We start from the raw sequence: 17674 nt of genomic DNA on the forward strand, positions 1-17674 counted from the left end.
TCATATCAGTCTTGGGTGCTTGGGAAAGGGTTCAGCGCAGGCGTTCGCCCTTGCTGTCGAAAAGAAAGGCCTTGCGGGCGGAAAGGCCGACCGTCAGCCGGTCGCGATTGCCGACATCGCGCGATTCCGGCCGTTCGATGATCAGCTGCTCGCCGCCTTCGGTTCGGGCATAGACATAGCTGGTATTGCCGAGATGCTCGGCGACATCGACATGAACGGTGAGATCGGCATCACCTTGCCCCGCATCGCAAAAATGCTCCGGCCGGACGCCAAGCGAGACCCTGGTGCCGTCGTTCAAACGGTGTCTTATCGGCAGGTTGAGCCGCACCGCCGGATCGCTGTCGAGCGCGAGCGTGACGTTCTCCGCGCCGCTGCCAATGATGGTAGCGTCGAGAAAATTCATCTTTGGCGAACCGACGAAACCGGCGACAAAACGATTGGCGGGGTCGTCATAGAGATCGAGCGGCGCTCCGACCTGTTCGATATTGCCCGCCCGCAGCACCACGATCTTGTCGGCCAGCGTCATCGCCTCGGTCTGGTCGTGGGTGACGTAGATCATCGTCGTGCCCAGCTGCTTGTGCAGCCGCGAGATTTCCACGCGCATCTGCACCCGCAGTTCCGCATCGAGGTTCGACAAAGGCTCATCGAACAGGAAGACCTGCGGTTCGCGCACGATGGCGCGGCCGATGGCGACACGCTGGCGCTGGCCGCCGGAAAGCTGTTTCGGCCGGCGCTCCATCAGCTCGTTGATCTGCAGGATTTCGGCGGCGCGGTTGACACGCTTTTGCGTATCGGCCTTCGGGTTGCCATTCATCCTGAGGCCGAAGGAGAGGTTTTCGGCCACCGTCATGTGCGGATAAAGCGCATAGGACTGGAATACCATGGCGATGCCGCGGTCTGCCGGATCAGCATCGTTGACCGTCCTGCCGCCGATGCTGACATCGCCATCCGATATGTCTTCCAGCCCGGCGATCATGCGCAGCAACGTGGATTTGCCGCAGCCGGAGGGGCCGACGAAGACGACGAACTCACCATCGGCAATATCGAGGTCGGCGCCATGGATGACTTCGAGCGCGCCATAACGCTTGACGACGTTCTTGAGCGAAAGTTCCGCCATGCGGCCTCCCTTACTTGACTGCCCCGGCGGAAATGCCGGCGATGAAATGACGTTGCAGAGCCACGAAAACCAAGAGGATGGGCGCTGTGAGCAGCACCGCCCCGGCCATGATGCCGCCCCATGACACTTTGGTGAGCCCGATGAGGGTGCCAAGCGCCACGGGTGCGGTCATCATTCCTGGGCGGGAATTGATGAGAAGCGGCCAGAGGTAATTGTTCCACGAGGCCAGGAAGAGAATGATGGACAGCGCCGCCATGGTGGGGCGCGCCAAGGGCAAAGCGATGCGCAGGAAGATCTGCCACTCCTTGACGCCTTCCACCCGTGCCGCATCGAAAAGCTCGGTCGGCATCATCGAGAAGGATTGCCGCATGAACAGCACGCCGAGCGAGTTGAACAGCGGCGGCACGATCAGCGCCACCCAGGTATTGGCGAGCTTGAATTCACGCGCCACCATGATGAATTGCGGAATGACGACGACCGCGAAAGGCAAAGTGATGGTGCCGAGAATGATGGCGATTACCACCCCGCGCCCGGCGAACCGGTAACGCGCCAGCGCCCAGCCGGCCATCGAGGTCAGGAACACCGAAAGAACCGTGTAGATGACGGCGACGGTGATCGAGATGAACATGGCCCGCAGGAAATTGGTATCGGCCTGCAGGTTATTGAAATTCTCGATGAAGTTGGTGGAGGGCACCAGCACGATATCAGGGCTGAAAATGCCGTAATCCGGCATGGTCGAGAACACGAACATCATCCACAGCGGAAACAGCCAGATGATGGCAAGCGGTGTCAGCGCCGCGTGCAGCGCGATCTTCTGCCAGAAAAGCGATCTCGATTTCGATCTCATTTCGGCTCCCTCCCGACCCAGAGATTGAGAAGTGAAATGGCGATGGCGAGCGCCGCCATGGTGTAGGCAATGGCCGAGGCGTAACCGAAATTGAGCGAGGTGAAGCCCTGGCGATAAAGGAACAGCCCCAGCGTTTCCGTGCCGCCGCCCGGCCCGCCCCTGTTGGTAATGAGGAAGGGTTCGGCAAAAAGCTGCATGGTGCCGATGACCGAGAGCACAACGCAGAACAGGATGATGGGTTTAAGCAACGGCAGGGTGATATAAAAGAACTGCTGGCGCTTGCTGACCTTATCCAGCGTCGCCGCTTCATAGACATCGCCAGGAATGGATTGCAAGCCGGCCAGAATGATGATGGCGTTATACCCCGCCCAGCGCCAGGTCACCGCGATGATGACGAGCGCCATGGCAGCATTGGCATTGTCGAACCACGAGATGGGCGAAAGACCAACTGATGTGATGAGCTTGTTGATGATGCCGAAATCGGCGCTGAACATCAGCCGGAAGACAGCCGCATAGGCCACCTCGCCGACAACGACAGGCGCAAAAAAGGCAAAACGATAAAGCGGCCGCGCCTTCAATAGCGGCGAGTTCAGCAGCACCGCCATGACGGTGGCAAGCGCGATCATCACCGGCACCTGAATGACCAGAATGATCAGCGTATTATAGAGCGCGTTATAAAAGGCCGGATCGGAAACCAGCCGCCCCCAGTTCATGGAAGGCGCGAACCGCCACGGGTTTATGCGCGTATTCTGGAACGACAGCATGAACGAGCTGATGATCGGCCAGACCCAGAAGGTGGCGAAAATCAGGAGATAGGGCGCAAGGAACGCATAAGCGATCCTGTTCCTGGACGGCATGACGACCTCCATATGCCGGGCGATGGCCGGATAAATGGAAAAGCTTCAGAAAGAGCGCGCCCCTATGAGGGGAATGCCTTTGCAAAACGGCGCGGCCTATTTCTTCTCCCCGAGGGGGAGAAGGTGGCCCGAAGGGTCGGATGAGGGGGCTGGCTCTCCGGATATCGCTACCCTCGCCCCCTCATCCCGCTGCCGCGGACTTCTCCCCCTCGGGGAGAAGAAACTTGTGGCACCCGCTCGGCCCTAACCGCTGGCTTACTCCGCGACGGGCAGCCCCGTCGCCGTTTCGATCTGCTTTGCGGCAAGCCCGGCCCCGCTTCTGGGGAAGTGCCGTCGCAAAACGGTGCGGCATATTTCTTCTCCCCAAGGGGGAGAAGGTGGCCCGAAGGGTCGGATGAGGGGGAAACGTTGCCGAATATCGCTACCCTCGCCCCCTCATCCCGCTGCCGCGGACTTCTCCCCGGCGGGGAGAAGAAACGCGTGGCACCCGCTCGATCCACAAACAGCCGCCGGCTTATTCCGCCACCGGCAGACCCGTCGCCGTTTCGATCTGCTTGGCCGCGTCATCGAGCGCCGCTTTCGCATCGGGATAACCGCCCGCGAAATATTTCGTCTGCGTCGCCTTGTAGATCGCATCCGCATCCGACTGGAATGCCGTGCCGCGGCTCGGTACGATTTTCGGCAGGGTGGCGAGAATATCTGTCCACACCGCCTGCCCGCCCCAATAGGGCTGCTTTTCCTTGACGAAAGGATCGTCGATGGCGGACAGCAGTGAGGGGACGAGACCGAAGGATTTCAGCATCGTCACCTGCCCTTCATTGGTGGTGAGCGCGTAATCGATATATTTCCACGCGGCTTCCTTGCGCTCGGATGTCGAGCTGATCGCCAGCGAAGAGCCGCCGAGATTGGCGGCATGCGGACCATCCGGCGTCAGGCTCGGCATCAGATACACGCCCCATTTGCCTGAAAGATCGGGAGAGCCGGAACGCACCGTGCCTTCATACCAGGCGCCATACATCTGGCTTGCAGCCTTGCCGGCCGTATTGGCCTGGATCTTTTCATCCCAGATCGCCGCCGTGATGATGCCCGCATCCTTCATTTCCTTGACCTTTTCAAGGGTCGCGACACAGGCAGGCTTGTTGATGGTGATGTTCTGGCCATCGGTCGAAAAGTAACCGCATCCCTGCTCATTGGCGATCATGCGAAACCATTCGCTGTCGCCGTTGAAATCGGCCTGCGCCATCACGGTGCCGGGATTGGCGGCCATGACCTTCTTGCCGGCGGCGATGAAATCATCCCAGCTCTTGATGGTGGCCGGGTCGACACCTGCCTTCTCATAGAAGTCGCGGCGATAAAAAACCGCTACAGGGCCTGAGTCCCACGGAACCGCATAGGCGACGCCGTCAACCTCCAGCTCCGTGCGCTTGAAATCCGGGAAAAGCGCCTGTTTCTCAGGCGTGTAGCCAAGCTCGGTCAGATTGGCGAAACAATCGGGAAAGCGGCTCCAGAACAGTTCCGCCTCGAAATTCTCGATGGTGACAATATCCGGAAGACCATCGCCACCGGCTGCGCAGGCGGCCAGCGTCTTGTCAAAAACCTGATTGTTTCCAAGGTCTTCAACGACGATCTTGATATCCGGATTCTGCTTGTTGAAGCCCTCTACCGTGGATTTCAGCGCGGAAGCCGCGACATTCCAGCTCCAGATGGTGACGGTTTCGGTTTGCGCGAAAGCCGGGGCTGCGAGAAGCAGCATGGCTGTAGACGCGCCAAGAAATTTCAAGCACATTGAAAACCTCCCTTTTTCAATTGCCGTTCTTCAGCGAACATGGGCACATTACCGGCGGCAGGAAATCTGTCTCGTAAAAAGGGAACATCGATTTGGCGGAAAGTAAGATTGCTGAAAGAGCCTTCTACCAGCCGGGTGCAAGCAGCATCGAAGGCATGCCGACAACGCTGCAGCTTTTTCACAATCACCCGCCCATCATGCTCAGGCCCCACTGGCACGCGCAGGTGGAAGTGAATTACGTGATGTCGGGATCGGTGCATTATCGCATGGGCGGCCACGACCTGACGCTCGATGCCGGCCAGATGTGCATTTTCTGGGGCGGCCAGCCGCACCAGATGGACCATTCCTCCGACGATTCCTTTTACGCCGGCGCGCATCTGCCGCTCGTGCATTTCTTCCGCATGCGGCTGCCCGCCGCCGTTTCCAGCCTGCTGATGGGTGGTGCGACGATGGTGAGTGCTGAGACCGACCGGGCGGATGCGGAAAATTTTGGCCGCTGGTTCCGCTACGTCACTTCGGGGGATCCGGCGAAAGCCCAGCACGCGGTAGAAGAACTGCTGCTGCGGGTGGAGCGGATGTTCCTTGAACCCTACTCCGTCATGTCATCCGCCGCCGATGGCAAACGCAGAGAGGATGACGAGGGCATGGCGCCCTCCATCGGCGTGGTGCGCATGTGCGATTTCATCGCCGCCAATTTTCTCGACGATATCGACGCGACGGAAATTGCCCGCGCCGCATCGCTTCACCCGAAATATGCGATGAACCTGTTCCGCAAATCCACCGGCATGACGCTGATCAAATATCTGACCCTGCTGCGGCTTTCACGCGCACAGGCAATGCTGATGACGGGTAAGGACAATATCCTGCAGATCGCCATGGAAAGCGGCTTCGGCTCCGTCAGCGCCTTCAACAAGGCGTTTCGCCAGATCGCAGGCATGTCGCCTTCGGATTTCCGCCGCGATACGCGGGCGACAGCGGCTTAGGGTACCCTCATTCCTGTGCTCGTCACAGGAATCCAGCCGATGCGCGTCTGCGCGGCGAAAAGAGTCCTTCCAGCCCAAGGACTTGGGCTGGCTGGATCCCTGTGACGAGCACAGGGATGAGGGTGAGTGAGCACCCCAACCCTAACCACCCATCTCTTCGAAATCGGAAAAAGCAGCACTGCGCTGTCGCGCCGCGTGACGATAGGCTCGTGGCGAACTGCCCAGCATCCGCCGGAACATGGTCGTAAAGGCCGGGATGTTTTCATAACCCGCATCCAGCGCCACATTGGTCACCGCCTCCCCGGCAGCGAGCCTCGGCAATGATGCGAAAATGCAGGCCTGCTGGCGCCAGGTGACGAAGCTTACCCCCATCTCCCGGCGGAACAGGCGCGTGAAGGAGCGGCGGCTGATGCCCATGACTTCGGCCCAGTCATCGATCTCCACCCGCGCCACCGGCTTTTTCAGGAAGTCACGGCAAAGCGCGGCCAGACGCTGGTTATCGGGGAAAGGCAGCCCCAGCGGCCGTTCCGGCAGGCGGTTTACCTCATCCAGCAAAAGCGCCCGCACAAGACCCTGCCGGTGGAAAGCCGACGGCTGGTGCTCCTCGGCCAGCAGTTCCGAAATCAGGCTGGAGGCGAGATCGGTTATTTCCACCACCCTTGGCGCACCGGCATGGAAAAGGTCCGGGTGCACATAGATCGAGTGCATCTCCACCGTCGAGATGGTTTCCGCTTCATGTTGCAGCCCGGCGGGAATAAGCAATCCATGACCGGGCGGTATCATCCAGCGGCCATCCGCGGTGCTGACCAGCACGACACCCCGTCGGGCGCACCAGATCTGCACGCGGCTATGGCTGTGGGGCGGGGTCCGGTGTCCGGTGGGGTAAACACGGCAAAGCGCCAGCACCGGCTCATTGGTGCCGTCGATCAATTTCAGACTGCGTTCATGCTCGTCAAGCGTCAGTCCCGAAGGTTGCCGCGATTTGATTTTTGCCATTTGGCCCACTCACAAAGAAAATCGTCCAGAACACAAATGCAGGCCAGAAACAATATGAATAAAAGCGGGAAGAAATAAAGACATGTTTCCCGTCTTCCGCCGGGAGCCAAAGAGGACTTCATCATGGCCACTGTCACCAGCGCCAGCACCAGCTTCAACCCGCAACGCACGGCGTTTTCAATCATCGCAGCCGCCAGCTTCTGCCATATGCTGAACGACATCATGCAATCGCTGCTGACGTCGCTTTATCCGCTGCTGAAAGCCAATTACGCGCTCGACTTCATGCAGATCGGCCTGCTCACCTTCGCATTTCAGGTCACAGCATCGCTGCTGCAGCCGGTTGTCGGCATGGTGACGGATCGCTGGCCCATGCCATTCTCGCTGCCGGTGGCCATGCTGTCCACCTGCGCCGGCCTCATCACGCTTGCCTTCGCCCATAGTTTCGAGGTTCTGGTGATCGGCGCCTGCCTCATCGGCATCGGTTCGGCGATCTTCCATCCGGAAGCCTCCCGCGTCGCACGTCTGGCATCCGGCGGTCGCCACGGTCTGGCGCAATCCTTCTTCCAGGTGGGTGGCAATACCGGCACGGCCATCGGCCCGCTGCTCGCCGCCTTCATCGTCATCCCGCTTGGCCAGTCCAGCCTCAGCTGGTTCTCGCTGATTGCGCTCGTCGGTTTTGGCGTGCTTTCCTGGGTCGGCGTCTGGTACACCCGCCACCGCCGCGCAACCGTCGGCAAGGCGCCGGCCAGCCGCACCCTTCCCCTTGCCCGTGGCACAGTCATGATGACGCTTCTGGTACTGGTGGTTCTGACCGCCACCAAGAATGCCTATCTCGCCAGCCTGTCCAGCTACTTCACCTTCTACACCATCGACAAGTTCGGCCTTGGTGTTCAGGATGCACAGGTTCTGCTGTTCCTCTTCCTCGGGGCTTCGGCGCTCGGCGTGTTCTTCGGCGGCCCGATCGGTGACCGTTTCGGCTCGCGCGTCGTCATCTGGTTCTCGATCCTCGGCGTCATTCCCTTCGCGCTGCTGCTGCCCTATGCGAACCTGTTCTGGACCGCCATTCTCGTCGTCGTCATCGGCTTCGTGTTCTCCTCCGCCTTCTCGGCCATCGTCGTCTTCGCGCAGGAACTGGTGCCGGGCCGCGTCGGCCTCATCGCCGGCATGTTCTTCGGTTTCGCCTTCGGTTTCGGCGGCATCGGGGCTGCGGTTCTCGGCATCTATGCGGATAAGGAAGGCATCGAATTCGTCTACCGCATCTGCTCCTATATGCCGCTGCTCGGCCTGTTGACGGTGTTGCTGCCAAAACTGCCGAGCCATCGGTAAAGGCCTTTCGCTGCAAACGTTTCATCGCGGCAGTCACCTGTGCTAATCAGCAGGTGACTGCCGTAATCCGTTCAGCGAAGACTTAAGCCATGCAAATCCCGATAAAATCGATCCTGGTCTTTCACGCCGCCGCAAGGGCCGGCAGCATTTCGAGGGCGGCGGAAGAGCTGAGCGTGACGCCTTCGGCCGTTTCGCAGCAGATCCAGCTACTGGAAGGCCAGCTTGGCACGACCCTGATGGCCCGCACCGGCCGCAAGGTGACGCTGACCGAGGCCGGCGAGCGGTATTTCTCGATGATCACCGCCCAGATCGAGCAGATTTCCGACGCCACCGACAGCATTCGCGGCTTCCGTTCGGTCACGACGCTGACGATCAGGGCGACGCCGACCATTTCCAACAAATGGCTGCTGCCGCGCCTCGGTTCGTTTCTGGAGGAGCACCCCGAACTGGAAGTGCGCCTTGACGGCACCAACGAGCCGACCGATTTTTCGCAGGAACTCGTCGACATAGAGCTGCGCCACGGCGATGGCCGCTGGCCGGGTCTCTTCGTGGAAGGGCTGGTGGAGGAGGAATTCCTGCCGGTCTGTTCACCAAACCACCCGGGCGCGGGTAAATTTCTGCCCGAGGAATTGCAGAGCCAGCGGCTGATCCATTCGGTGAAGGCGCAGGCGCAATGGAACCACTGGTTCCCGCTGGCCGGCGTGACAGCCGAAAAGCGCTGGCGGCGCGTCCTGTTCGATCGCAGCCACATGGCCATCGACGCCGCCGTTCTCGGCATCGGCGTGGCGCTGGAAAGCACCTTGATGATGGAGCGGGAGCTGCAGGACAAAATGCTGGTCCCGGCCGTGGCCGATGCGCCGCGTATCAAGCTCGTCACGCAATGGATCGTTTGTCCGCATTCCCACCTGCGGCAGAGAAAAGTCATGCTGTTTCTGGAGTGGATGCGAAAACAACGCGACGAGTGGCAAACCCGTCGCGTTGTCTGATGTTTCAGGCTTTCCGTTTCCGCGTCAGTAAAGACCCATCAGCCTGATCGGCGCCAGCGTCAGATCCGGGAACAGCACCAGGGCCAGGATCGCGGCGACAAGAATGGACATCGGCGCAAGCGATCCCTTGATCACATCCTCGATCGACATTTTCGCCACCTGCGCCACCGCAAACAGGCATACACCAACCGGAGGCGTGACGAGCCCAAGCGTCAGGGTGATGACCATGACGATCAGGAAGTGGATCGGATCGACCCCAAGCAAGACGGCCGGCGGCATAAGCACCGGGATCAGAATGAACATGGCGGCAATCGCATCCATGAACATGCCGACGACGATGAGGAACAGGAAGATCAGAACCATCGCCATGGTCGGCCCGGTGCTGATATGGCCAAGGAAAACCGCAACCTGCGCCGGCAGGCCATCAAAGGTGAAGACCCAGGCCGCCAGTTTTGCCGTCGCCGCGATGAACAGGATCGAGCCGGAGGTCCGTGCCGTTTCCATGAAGATGCCGAGCAGCGCCGAAAAAGGGATCGTGCGGTAAAGTATGACGGCCAGAAACAGCGTGTAGACAACGGCAATGCCGGCCGCTTCCGTGGGCGTGAAATAGCCATCGACAATACCGATCAGCAGGATCACCGGCGTCAGCATCGGCAGGATGGCCGCAAGGCCGGTCGTCACCACACGCCGGACATTGAAAGGCGTGGGCGGATTGAACCCATTTCGCACCGCATAGATGTGATTGTAGACCATGAAGACGAATGCGAGGAACAATCCCGGCACCAGCCCCGCCACGAGCAGGGTTCCGATGGAGGCATTGGCGACGGAACCGGCGATGACGATGAGGATCGATGGCGGGATGATCGAGGAAAGGGTGGAGGTGCAGAGCGTCAGGCCGACGGCATATCCCTTTGGAAAACCGTGGCGCTCCATGGCCTTGATCTCGATGGCGCCGATCGAAGCGATATCGGCGACCGACGAACCGGAGACGCCGCCGAAAATCACCGACGAGGCGACATTGACGTGGCCGAGACCGCCGGGAAGCCAGCCGACAATCGCCTCGGCAAAGTCGAACAGCCGTTCGGCGACCTTGCCCCGTTCCATCAGGACGCCGACAAGAATGAAAAGCGGCACCGCAACCAGAAGGAAGGAGTTCATGCCCGAAAACATGGTTTGCGCCAGAAGGTCCATCGGCATCGACGTATAAAGCGCGATGGACGCCAGGCTGGCGAGACCAAGTGCAACGGCAAGCGGAACGCCGAAAGCGCTCATGAGAAGGAAAAGTCCAAGCAGCGTCAGGCTCATGGCCGTTTCTCCATATTTCCAACCACCAGATCGGCATCGGCGAGAGGCTGCAGGCCTTCCGGCAGTTCGATGCGGTCGCGATGCTGGCGCAGGGATTCCACGATGGCGGCAATGCCGAGAGCCGCGCTGAGCGGAATGATGATGCCGATCATCCACATCGGCGTTGCAAGCGTCGCGGCGGCTTCATTCATCACATATTGCTGGCGCACCAGCGTCCAGCCCGTCCAGATCATCAGGCCGAAAAAGACGACCGACGACACGACGTAGATGGGCAGCGCAAGACGCCGCACACAGGCCGGCATCAGCGCGATGAACACCGTTACCCGCGCCATGTCGGCGGTGCGGAAGCTGCCCGCCACGCCCAGGAACACCATCCATATGAAAAGATACCGTGTCGCTTCCTCGGTCCAGGAGACCGGAGTGCCCCACATTCGGGTCGACACCTGCAAAAGCACGACGGCCAGAACCCCGATAGCGGCCAGACCGGCCAGCACGTCGGTCGCCAATCTGATGACCCTGCCGAAAAATGATGACGTTTCGTCCATAAACCTGTCCTCCCAACCGGACCGGCTGCGCGCCGGCCCGGAAGACCTGATGGCCTTACTTCTTGCCGACGGCGGCAATGGTCTTGTCAAAGAAAGCCTGATCCTTCACCAGCCCGGCAAAGACGGGATAGAGGCCCTTTGAGACTTCCACGAACGCCTTCTGCTGCTCCGGCGTCAGGCGATTGATCTCCATTCCGTGTTTCTGCAGTTCGGCGATCGTCGCTTCGGCGCTCGAGGCGTCATTTTGCACCTTCCACACTTCCGCTTCCTTCGCCGCCTCCTCGACGGCCGCCTTGTGCGCATCGCTCAGGGCGTTGAACTTGGCGGGGCTGATGCCCAGAACCCAGCCGTCACCCATATGGTTGGTGACCGAGACGTATTTCTGCACCTCGTAGAATTTCGCCGACAATGGGACATTGATGGGGTTTTCCTGGCCGTCGACGACCTTCAGCTGCAGGGCGTTATAAACCTCGGCAAAGGCGAGCGGCGTCGGTGCGGCGCCCATCTTCTTGAAGAATTCCACCCAGAGCGGATTGTTGGGAACGCGGAACTTCAAACCCTTGAGATCATCCGGCGAGGTTATCGGGCGCTTGGAATTGGTCATCTGGCGGAAGGGGCGCGGCCACAGATCCACCGCCTTGATGCCGATCTTTTCCAGCCCGGCAATCAGCTCCTTGCCCTGCTCACCTTCCAGATAGGTGCGAAGCTGTTCTTCATCGTCAAAAAGATAGGGAATGGAAATCGCCGAAAAACGCGGGTCGAAATTCGCATAAAGCGATGTCGCCAGAAGCAGCATGTCGAGCGATCCGCCAGCCAGCTGCTTGACGGCGCCCGATGGATCACCGCCGTAAAGCGAGCCGTTCGGGAAGACCTTGACGGTGACTTCGCCATTTGTTTTGGCGGACACCAGCTCGGCGAACTTGTTGGCCGCGAGCGTAATTTCGGAATTGTCCGGATCCGGCGTCGAAAGCGTGAGCGTTTCCGCCTGCGCGATCGATGCAACCAGCATGGTGGCGGCAAGAGCCAGCCCGTAAAGTTTTGAAATTTTCATGTGTTCCTCCCTTTGTTGTCTCTAGACTGTTTCGAGCGTTCCTCCGAACGCATTCATGCGCTTAATTTCAAGGATCACACCGCTGTGATCAAGCTCGCCCGCGCCATGCTCGACCATGGAACGGAACAGCCGGTCAACCTCCTCGCCGACCGGTAATCTGAGGCCACGGCTCTTGGCGAAAGCCAGCGCCGTGGAGGTATCCTTCACCTGATATTTCGCCGGCCCGCCGGGGCGAAAGTTGCTCTCCACCATGCGTTTTCCGTGCTGCCGGAAGACGGTGGAGTCGGCAAAACCGCCAAGCAGGGCCTCGCGCACCTGCGCCGGGTCGGCTCCCCCCGCTTCAACCAGCGTCAAGGCTTCGGCGACGGCGCAGATTGTCGAGGCGACGATCAACTGGTTGGCAAGCTTGGCCAGAGAACCGCAGCCCACCGGACCGACATGGGTGACGCGGCCAAGGCAATTGAAGAGTGGCCGCAATGCATCCACATCCCGCTGCTCACCGCCGGCCATGATGGCGAGCGTTCCTTCGATCGCTCCCTTTTCTCCGCCCGAGACCGGCGCATCGATATATCTGATGCCGCGGGCCTTGGCCGCTTCCGCCTGTTGCCGTGCGCTATCGACTGGGATGGAACTCATCACCAGCAGGATAGCACCGGGCTTCATGGTGGAAACGACGCCCGAGGCACCGAGCAGCACCTCGTCGCAGACCGGCCCGGAACTCAGCATACAGAGCACGACATCGGCTTCGGCCGCAGCTTCGGCAGCCGTTGCCGCCGGCTGCACACCCTTTTTCGCCAGAACCGCAGCCTTGTCAGCGCTGCGGTTCCAGGCCTTGACGGAAAACCCGGCCTCCGCCAGACGCCCCGCCATGGGGGCACCCATGATACCCGTTCCGATAACGGCGATCTGGCGAATGTCAGCCATCGTTTCCATCTTTCAGAGCCATTGCCGGTTTAAAAAACGTACCGGCAGTTCTTCTTCGATGAGGGCGGGAAAAGCCGCGCGGAACCGGTCGAGATGCGGTGTTTTCAGATGGTCGTCGAAAGCCTCTCTGCTGTCATAGACCTCATAAAACACCACATTGTTTCCGGTTTCCGGCCGCACCACGTCGAATTGCCGGCAACCCGGTTCGTCCTCGACCGAATGCTTGGCGTCATCGCGCGCGGCGTCGAGAAAGGCATCCATCGCATCGGGCTTAACCCGAAATTCCGCGATCACCACGAAGGCTCCCTTTGACATGTCCTCTCCCCCGCCCATCAAGCCGCGGCGTCTTTTTGCGGACGGAAGCGGTTTTCCATGTCTTGACGCAGCTTCACCACATCAAGGTCATTGATGAGCTCCACATCGTCGAAACTGACGATCTGGTCCTTCTTGATGGCGCGCTTCAGCTTGACATTGTGGGCAAGGCCAATCGGCAGCGCCTTGATATCAAGGCTGCGGGTGGCGGGAATGGCGTTTGCCCAGACCGCGTAACCGCCCTCACCGTCCAGCATTTCGCCCGGCTGCATGTCCTTCTTTGCCGTGGCGACGGCATCACCGCGGAACTCCTTGGAGCAACCGGTGGCCTCGTTGCGCAGGACGGCGGAAAGCACGCTGATCGATGTTTCAAGGCCGATGATGTGGAACGGACGCCACATGGAGGCGTACCAGCCCGACGGATCGGTCAGCAGGCCATATTGCTTGAAGCAGGCGCGGGCATATTCATTATGCGCCTTGAAGGTGACGAAAACACCGTAGCGGATGTTGTTGAACACCTCGCGCCCATCCGGCTCCTGGCTCGCGGCGATGTCCACAAGACCGGAGCGCGCCATGCGGCCGCCATCGGCAGCGGGGCGGAAGACGCGGGCCAGATCGTGCAGGCCGGCGGGCGGGAAGGCCAGACCGTCATCCGGGCAATCCAGCCCCGTGCCGTTGGCGACGGCCGCCATTTCGATGGCCGCCTTGGTGCCGTCGGTGAAGGAATTGTACATTTTCGGATTGAAGTCGCCCTTGGCCACTTCCTCGTCCGTCCAGCCGAAATAACCCCAGACCGTGTCCGGCGTCGAATAACGGTAACGCGGCTCGAAATTCATGCCCTTGCCGGCGGAGACGACCTCGAAACCGGTGGCGCGCGCCCAGTCAACCAGCTCGCAGATCAGCGCCGGCTGGTCGCCGTAAGCCATCGAATAGATCAGGCCCTTGGCGCGGGCCTTTTCGGCAAGGATCGGCCCGACCATGACGTCGGCTTCGACATTGACCATGACGACGTGCTTGTTGTGGTCGATGGCGCCCAGTGCATGGCGCGCACCGGCCAGCGGATGGCCGGTGGCCTCGATGACACATTCGATTTCGCCGCAGGCGAAAAGCTCGTTCACATCGTCGGTCACATAGGTCTTGCCGCTTTTCAGCGCATCGGCGCAGCTCGTCGCGTCATAACGCTCTTTCGGCCAACCGACGCGGTCAAACGATTCCCTCGCCTTGCCGACATTGAGGTCTGCGACGGCGACCATGTGGAAACCGGCGATGCGCTGCGCCTGCGCCAGCACCATGGAGCCGAACTTGCCGGCGCCGATGAGACCGACCCTGACAGGTTTGCCACCGGCTGCACGCGCTGACAGAAGAGAATAGAGATTCATGTTTTGACATCCTTCGCTGGGGAAATTGCTGGCGAGAGTGTCCAGTCTGCCCGGCGAAGGCCATGCGATACCGAGGCTGCGAAGGTGTGACCTTCGCGGCGCTGGCCACATGACGTTTCTGCGTTCCTCCCGGATCCCGGCACGCCTTTGCGCCGGCTCTCGCGGTCGCCTCCCAAAGCAACCTTGGGAACAGAGTAGGAGCGTTCAAATATTAGTTCTATTTAGAAAATCAGATTTTTTGTTTAGTTTCTCTAACAAGTCATCAGGCCGATTTACGCAGCATCAGATCGGCGCTGAGCAGGATGCGTTCCCGCATCCGGGTGGCGGCATCATCCGCCTCTTCGTTCAGCTTCTGCAACAGAAGCTCGATCGACAGCCTGCCGATCTCGTTATAATTCTGCGCCACCGTGGTAATCGGCGGGCAGGCATAACGCGACAACGGATGATCGTCATGACCGGCAACCCTGAGATCGTAATCCGCGCCGTGACCAACCTTGATGCCCTTCTGGAAAGCGGCGGCGATGACGCCGAAGGCGATACGGTCATTGGCGCATAAAATGGTGCGGGATGGCAAATGCCCTGCCCCATCCAGCAGCCGGCTCGCTTCATCAAAAGCGAAACGCTCGAAATCCCAGGTGACGATGCCGGGCACATCGATCACATGCGGTTCGAAACCAAGACGCTGCATCGCCTCCTCATAGGCCGTGCGGCGTGTCGCGGCATTGGTGTTGACCTGCGGCATGTCGAAGAAACAGGGCGGCTCGCCCGAACGGCAGAGATAATCCACCATCAGCCCGACGCTCTGGCGATTGTCGGTGCCGACAAAGGCCGATGTCTCATCCAGCGGCGAATCGACATAAACGATGGGAATGCTGGCTGCGAGTTGCTCCAGCGTCGCGCGATGGGATTTGACGCCAAGCGGGGCGATGATCGCACCGGCGACATTCATCGACTTGAAGGTGCGGATGGCCCGGTCTTCGATTTCCGCCTTGCCATCCGAAGACAGCACGAAGGCAAGGAACCCAGCCTCATTGGCGATCAGTTCGATACGGCTCGTCAGCGCCATATAAAACGGGTCTGTGGAGTTCGGAATGATGATGCCGATGATATTGGAGCGGCGGCGGTTGAGGTTGACGGCGAAGATATTGGGCCTGAAGCCCGATTTCTTCAGCGCATCCTCGATGGTGTCCCGCGTCTTCTTGCGGACCGAGGCCGGATCATTGAAGTATTTCGAAACGGTCGGGCGGGAAAGGCCGACGAATTCCGAAAACTCTTCCATCGTCCTGATAGATTTGGCCAAAGTGCTTGCCCCCATGAAATATTACATGTGGTACTTTATATCGACCGGCCTTCGCACGAAAAGCCGGTCGACTGCGGTTATCAACCACCAAACGATCATTCGGCTGCAAATTGCACTTTCATCGTGGCCGGATCGGATGGTTTCTTCGTAAAGAACGGCAGCATCTCCGAAAGCGGCAACCGGTGCGAGACGAGCCGCGCCATGACATCGCCATCCGTTTCCAGAATGGCGAGCGCCTGCGGTATGTTACGGTTCAGCGAATGCGAGCCGACAAGCTTCAGCTGCCGCCGGAAGATTTCGAAAGGCGCCACCGAAATGCGGGCATCCGGCGCGCAGACGCCGAAAAACAGCGCGGTGCCGCCATCCGCAACCAGCGGGATCATCGCTTCCGCAACGGGGGCAATACCCGTCGCATCGGCCACAAGATCAAAAGACTTCTGCTGCCGCAGGAGCGCTTGCGAGCCGGAAACCGCCACCTTGAGCCCGAGACTTTCGGCAAAGGCCAGCCTGCTTTCATTGATATCGGCCATCGTTACCGTAGCAATGCCGCGTGCTTTCAGCGACAGGGCCAACAGCAGGCCGATGGGACCGGCACCAAATACAAGCGCACTCTCCGGCACCACGCCACTCTCACCGACGCCAGCGCTCCGCATGCCGTTGACGACGCAGGCGAGCGGTTCGGCCAGCGCTGCGACATGATAGGGCATGGAACCGATGCCGTGCAGGTGATCCGCACGCACCACGCTGAATTCCGCGAAACCGCCATTGTGGGAAACGCCATAAGCCTTCAGCGTGCTGCAAAGATTGGTCAGCCCCTTCCTGCAACTGGCGCAGGTGCCACAGGGCAGATTGGGGTCGACCACCACCCGGTCACCGGCCTTGATATCAGTGACATCGGAAGCCACGGCCGCAACTTCACCGGCATATTCATGGCCGGGAATGACGGGAAACGCACCGTCACCATAACGCGCGTGCAGCACATCGATATCGGTGTGGCAAAGCCCCGAAGCCTTGACCCGCACAAGCGTGTGGCCTGGCGGCAGATCGGCGACGGGGAGTTCCGCCAGCACGGCGCGTCCCTTCTCGACGAATTGAATGGCATGCATGGTCATCTCCAGCTTTTCAGCTCATCCAGTTGCCGCCGTCGACATTATATGTCTGGGCGAGAATATAGTCGCTGTCGGCGGAGGCGAGGAAAACCGCCAACCCCTTGATGTCATCAGGCGTCGCGAAACGGCCGATCGGCACGGATTTGGCCACCGCCGCCTTCTTCTCGCCGGGCTTCAGGCCTTCCCATTTGGCGAATTCCGCATCGACCACTTCCCAATGCTCGCCATCCACCACGCCGGGTGCAATGGCGTTGACATTGATGCCGTGCTTGACGAGCGCCAGCGCCGCCGACTGCGTGGCGGAAATGATCGCCGCCTTGGAGGCGCAATAAAGCGTCACGAGCGCCTCGCCGCGCCGTCCGGCCTGGCTCGCCATATTGATGATCTTGCCGCCGCGCGCCCGCTCGATCATCACATTCGAGACCGCCTTCATCATGAACAACGGTCCCTTGAGATTGATGTCGAAGACCCGCTCATAACTCTTTTCGGTAATGCCGTTGATCGGCGCCATGTCGAAGATCGCGGCATTGTTGACGAGAATATCGATACCGCCGAACTCCTCATCCACCGCCTTCACCACGGCGTCGATCTCGGAAAGATCGGTGACATCCAGCTTCACGGCCTTGGCGGCAGGGCCGATGGCGGCGGCGGACGCCGTCGCGCGGGCGATATCGATGTCAGCGATGATGACCTTTGCGCCCTCAGCAGCGAAAGCCTGCGCGAAACCAAGGCCGATACCGCGGGCGGCGCCGGTGATCAGCGCGACCTTGTTCTTCAATCTCATGTCGATCTCCGTGATGCATGGCGGGGAATCTGGCCATGCCCGTTTGTTGTTAGATGCTTTTCCTCAC

Annotated in this window: 17 protein-coding genes; 3 read left to right on the forward strand and 14 right to left on the reverse strand. The window is 60.1% G+C overall.

Annotated features, from left to right (window positions below; genetic code table 11):
• Window positions 1-31: 31 nt before the first annotated feature.
• The 4 genes from ACQZ5F_RS13590 to ACQZ5F_RS13605 all read right to left on the reverse strand — a co-directional run bounded on the left by ACQZ5F_RS13590 (window position 32) and on the right by ACQZ5F_RS13605 (window position 4607).
• Window positions 32-1117: an ABC transporter ATP-binding protein gene (locus ACQZ5F_RS13590; protein ID WP_225339072.1), complete on the reverse strand. Its 1086-nt coding sequence runs from the start codon at window positions 1115-1117 to the stop codon at window positions 32-34.
• A gap of 10 nt (window positions 1118-1127) precedes the next feature.
• Window positions 1128-1964 carry a carbohydrate ABC transporter permease gene (locus tag ACQZ5F_RS13595; RefSeq protein WP_225339073.1) on the reverse strand — a complete coding sequence of 279 codons (837 nt, stop codon included), beginning with the start codon at window positions 1962-1964 and terminating at the stop codon, window positions 1128-1130.
• Window positions 1961-2821: a carbohydrate ABC transporter permease gene (locus ACQZ5F_RS13600; protein ID WP_003523586.1), complete on the reverse strand. Its 861-nt coding sequence runs from the start codon at window positions 2819-2821 to the stop codon at window positions 1961-1963. Before ACQZ5F_RS13600 ends, ACQZ5F_RS13595 begins: the two co-directional genes overlap by 4 nt.
• A gap of 514 nt (window positions 2822-3335) precedes the next feature.
• The gene (locus tag ACQZ5F_RS13605; RefSeq protein WP_225339074.1) at window positions 3336-4607 is read right to left on the reverse strand and encodes an ABC transporter substrate-binding protein; all 1272 of its coding nucleotides are present in this window, start codon (window positions 4605-4607) and stop codon (window positions 3336-3338) included.
• A 92-nt stretch (window positions 4608-4699) separates the two neighbouring features.
• On the opposite strand from ACQZ5F_RS13605, the gene ACQZ5F_RS13610 reads away from it, so the two are divergent.
• A complete protein-coding gene (locus tag ACQZ5F_RS13610; RefSeq protein ID WP_225339075.1) occupies window positions 4700-5590 on the forward strand; it encodes a helix-turn-helix domain-containing protein in 891 nt (296 codons plus the stop codon).
• 141 nt (window positions 5591-5731) lie between these two features.
• Here the strand turns inward: ACQZ5F_RS13610 and ACQZ5F_RS13615 are convergent, their stop codons facing one another.
• Entirely contained in the window at window positions 5732-6586 is an 855-nt protein-coding gene (locus tag ACQZ5F_RS13615) for an AraC family transcriptional regulator (protein WP_137086255.1), read from the reverse strand.
• Between the two features lie 123 nt (window positions 6587-6709).
• Here ACQZ5F_RS13615 and ACQZ5F_RS13620 point away from each other — a divergent pair, with 123 nt between their 5' ends.
• Complete coding sequence (locus ACQZ5F_RS13620; protein ID WP_046800390.1) at window positions 6710-7912, forward strand: MFS transporter; 1203 nt, start codon at window positions 6710-6712, stop codon at window positions 7910-7912.
• An 89-nt stretch (window positions 7913-8001) separates the two neighbouring features.
• Entirely contained in the window at window positions 8002-8898 is an 897-nt protein-coding gene (locus ACQZ5F_RS13625) for a LysR substrate-binding domain-containing protein (RefSeq protein ID WP_225339076.1), read from the forward strand.
• A 24-nt stretch (window positions 8899-8922) separates the two neighbouring features.
• Here the strand turns inward: ACQZ5F_RS13625 and ACQZ5F_RS13630 are convergent, their stop codons facing one another.
• From ACQZ5F_RS13630 to ACQZ5F_RS13670, 9 genes are all read right to left on the reverse strand, one after another.
• Complete coding sequence (locus ACQZ5F_RS13630; protein ID WP_046800388.1) at window positions 8923-10203, reverse strand: TRAP transporter large permease; 1281 nt, start codon at window positions 10201-10203, stop codon at window positions 8923-8925.
• Window positions 10200-10748: a TRAP transporter small permease gene (locus ACQZ5F_RS13635; protein ID WP_052820014.1), complete on the reverse strand. Its 549-nt coding sequence runs from the start codon at window positions 10746-10748 to the stop codon at window positions 10200-10202. The genes ACQZ5F_RS13630 and ACQZ5F_RS13635 overlap by 4 nt, the downstream gene beginning before the upstream one ends.
• Before the next feature lie 55 nt (window positions 10749-10803).
• Window positions 10804-11799 (reverse strand): DctP family TRAP transporter solute-binding subunit, encoded by a 996-nt coding sequence (locus ACQZ5F_RS13640; protein WP_225339077.1) that lies wholly within the window; start codon window positions 11797-11799, stop codon window positions 10804-10806.
• Between the two features lie 21 nt (window positions 11800-11820).
• The gene (locus tag ACQZ5F_RS13645) at window positions 11821-12723 is read right to left on the reverse strand and encodes an NAD(P)-dependent oxidoreductase (protein WP_225339078.1); all 903 of its coding nucleotides are present in this window, start codon (window positions 12721-12723) and stop codon (window positions 11821-11823) included.
• A gap of 12 nt (window positions 12724-12735) precedes the next feature.
• Window positions 12736-13038, reverse strand: coding sequence for a putative quinol monooxygenase (locus ACQZ5F_RS13650; protein WP_046800497.1), 303 nt, complete (start codon window positions 13036-13038; stop codon window positions 12736-12738).
• A gap of 17 nt (window positions 13039-13055) precedes the next feature.
• Entirely contained in the window at window positions 13056-14414 is a 1359-nt protein-coding gene (locus ACQZ5F_RS13655) for an NAD(P)H-dependent oxidoreductase (RefSeq protein ID WP_175414577.1), read from the reverse strand.
• A gap of 262 nt (window positions 14415-14676) precedes the next feature.
• Window positions 14677-15693, reverse strand: coding sequence for a LacI family DNA-binding transcriptional regulator (locus ACQZ5F_RS13660; RefSeq protein WP_046800384.1), 1017 nt, complete (start codon window positions 15691-15693; stop codon window positions 14677-14679).
• Window positions 15694-15809: 116 nt separating this feature from the next.
• On the reverse strand, window positions 15810-16820 hold the full coding sequence (locus tag ACQZ5F_RS13665; RefSeq protein WP_052820085.1) for a D-altritol 5-dehydrogenase: 1011 nt from the start codon (window positions 16818-16820) through the stop codon (window positions 15810-15812).
• 16 nt (window positions 16821-16836) lie between these two features.
• A complete protein-coding gene (locus ACQZ5F_RS13670; protein ID WP_137086265.1) occupies window positions 16837-17607 on the reverse strand; it encodes a galactitol 2-dehydrogenase in 771 nt (256 codons plus the stop codon).
• Window positions 17608-17674: the final 67 nt, after the last annotated feature.

The organism is Agrobacterium sp. 22-210-1, assembly GCF_053522525.1.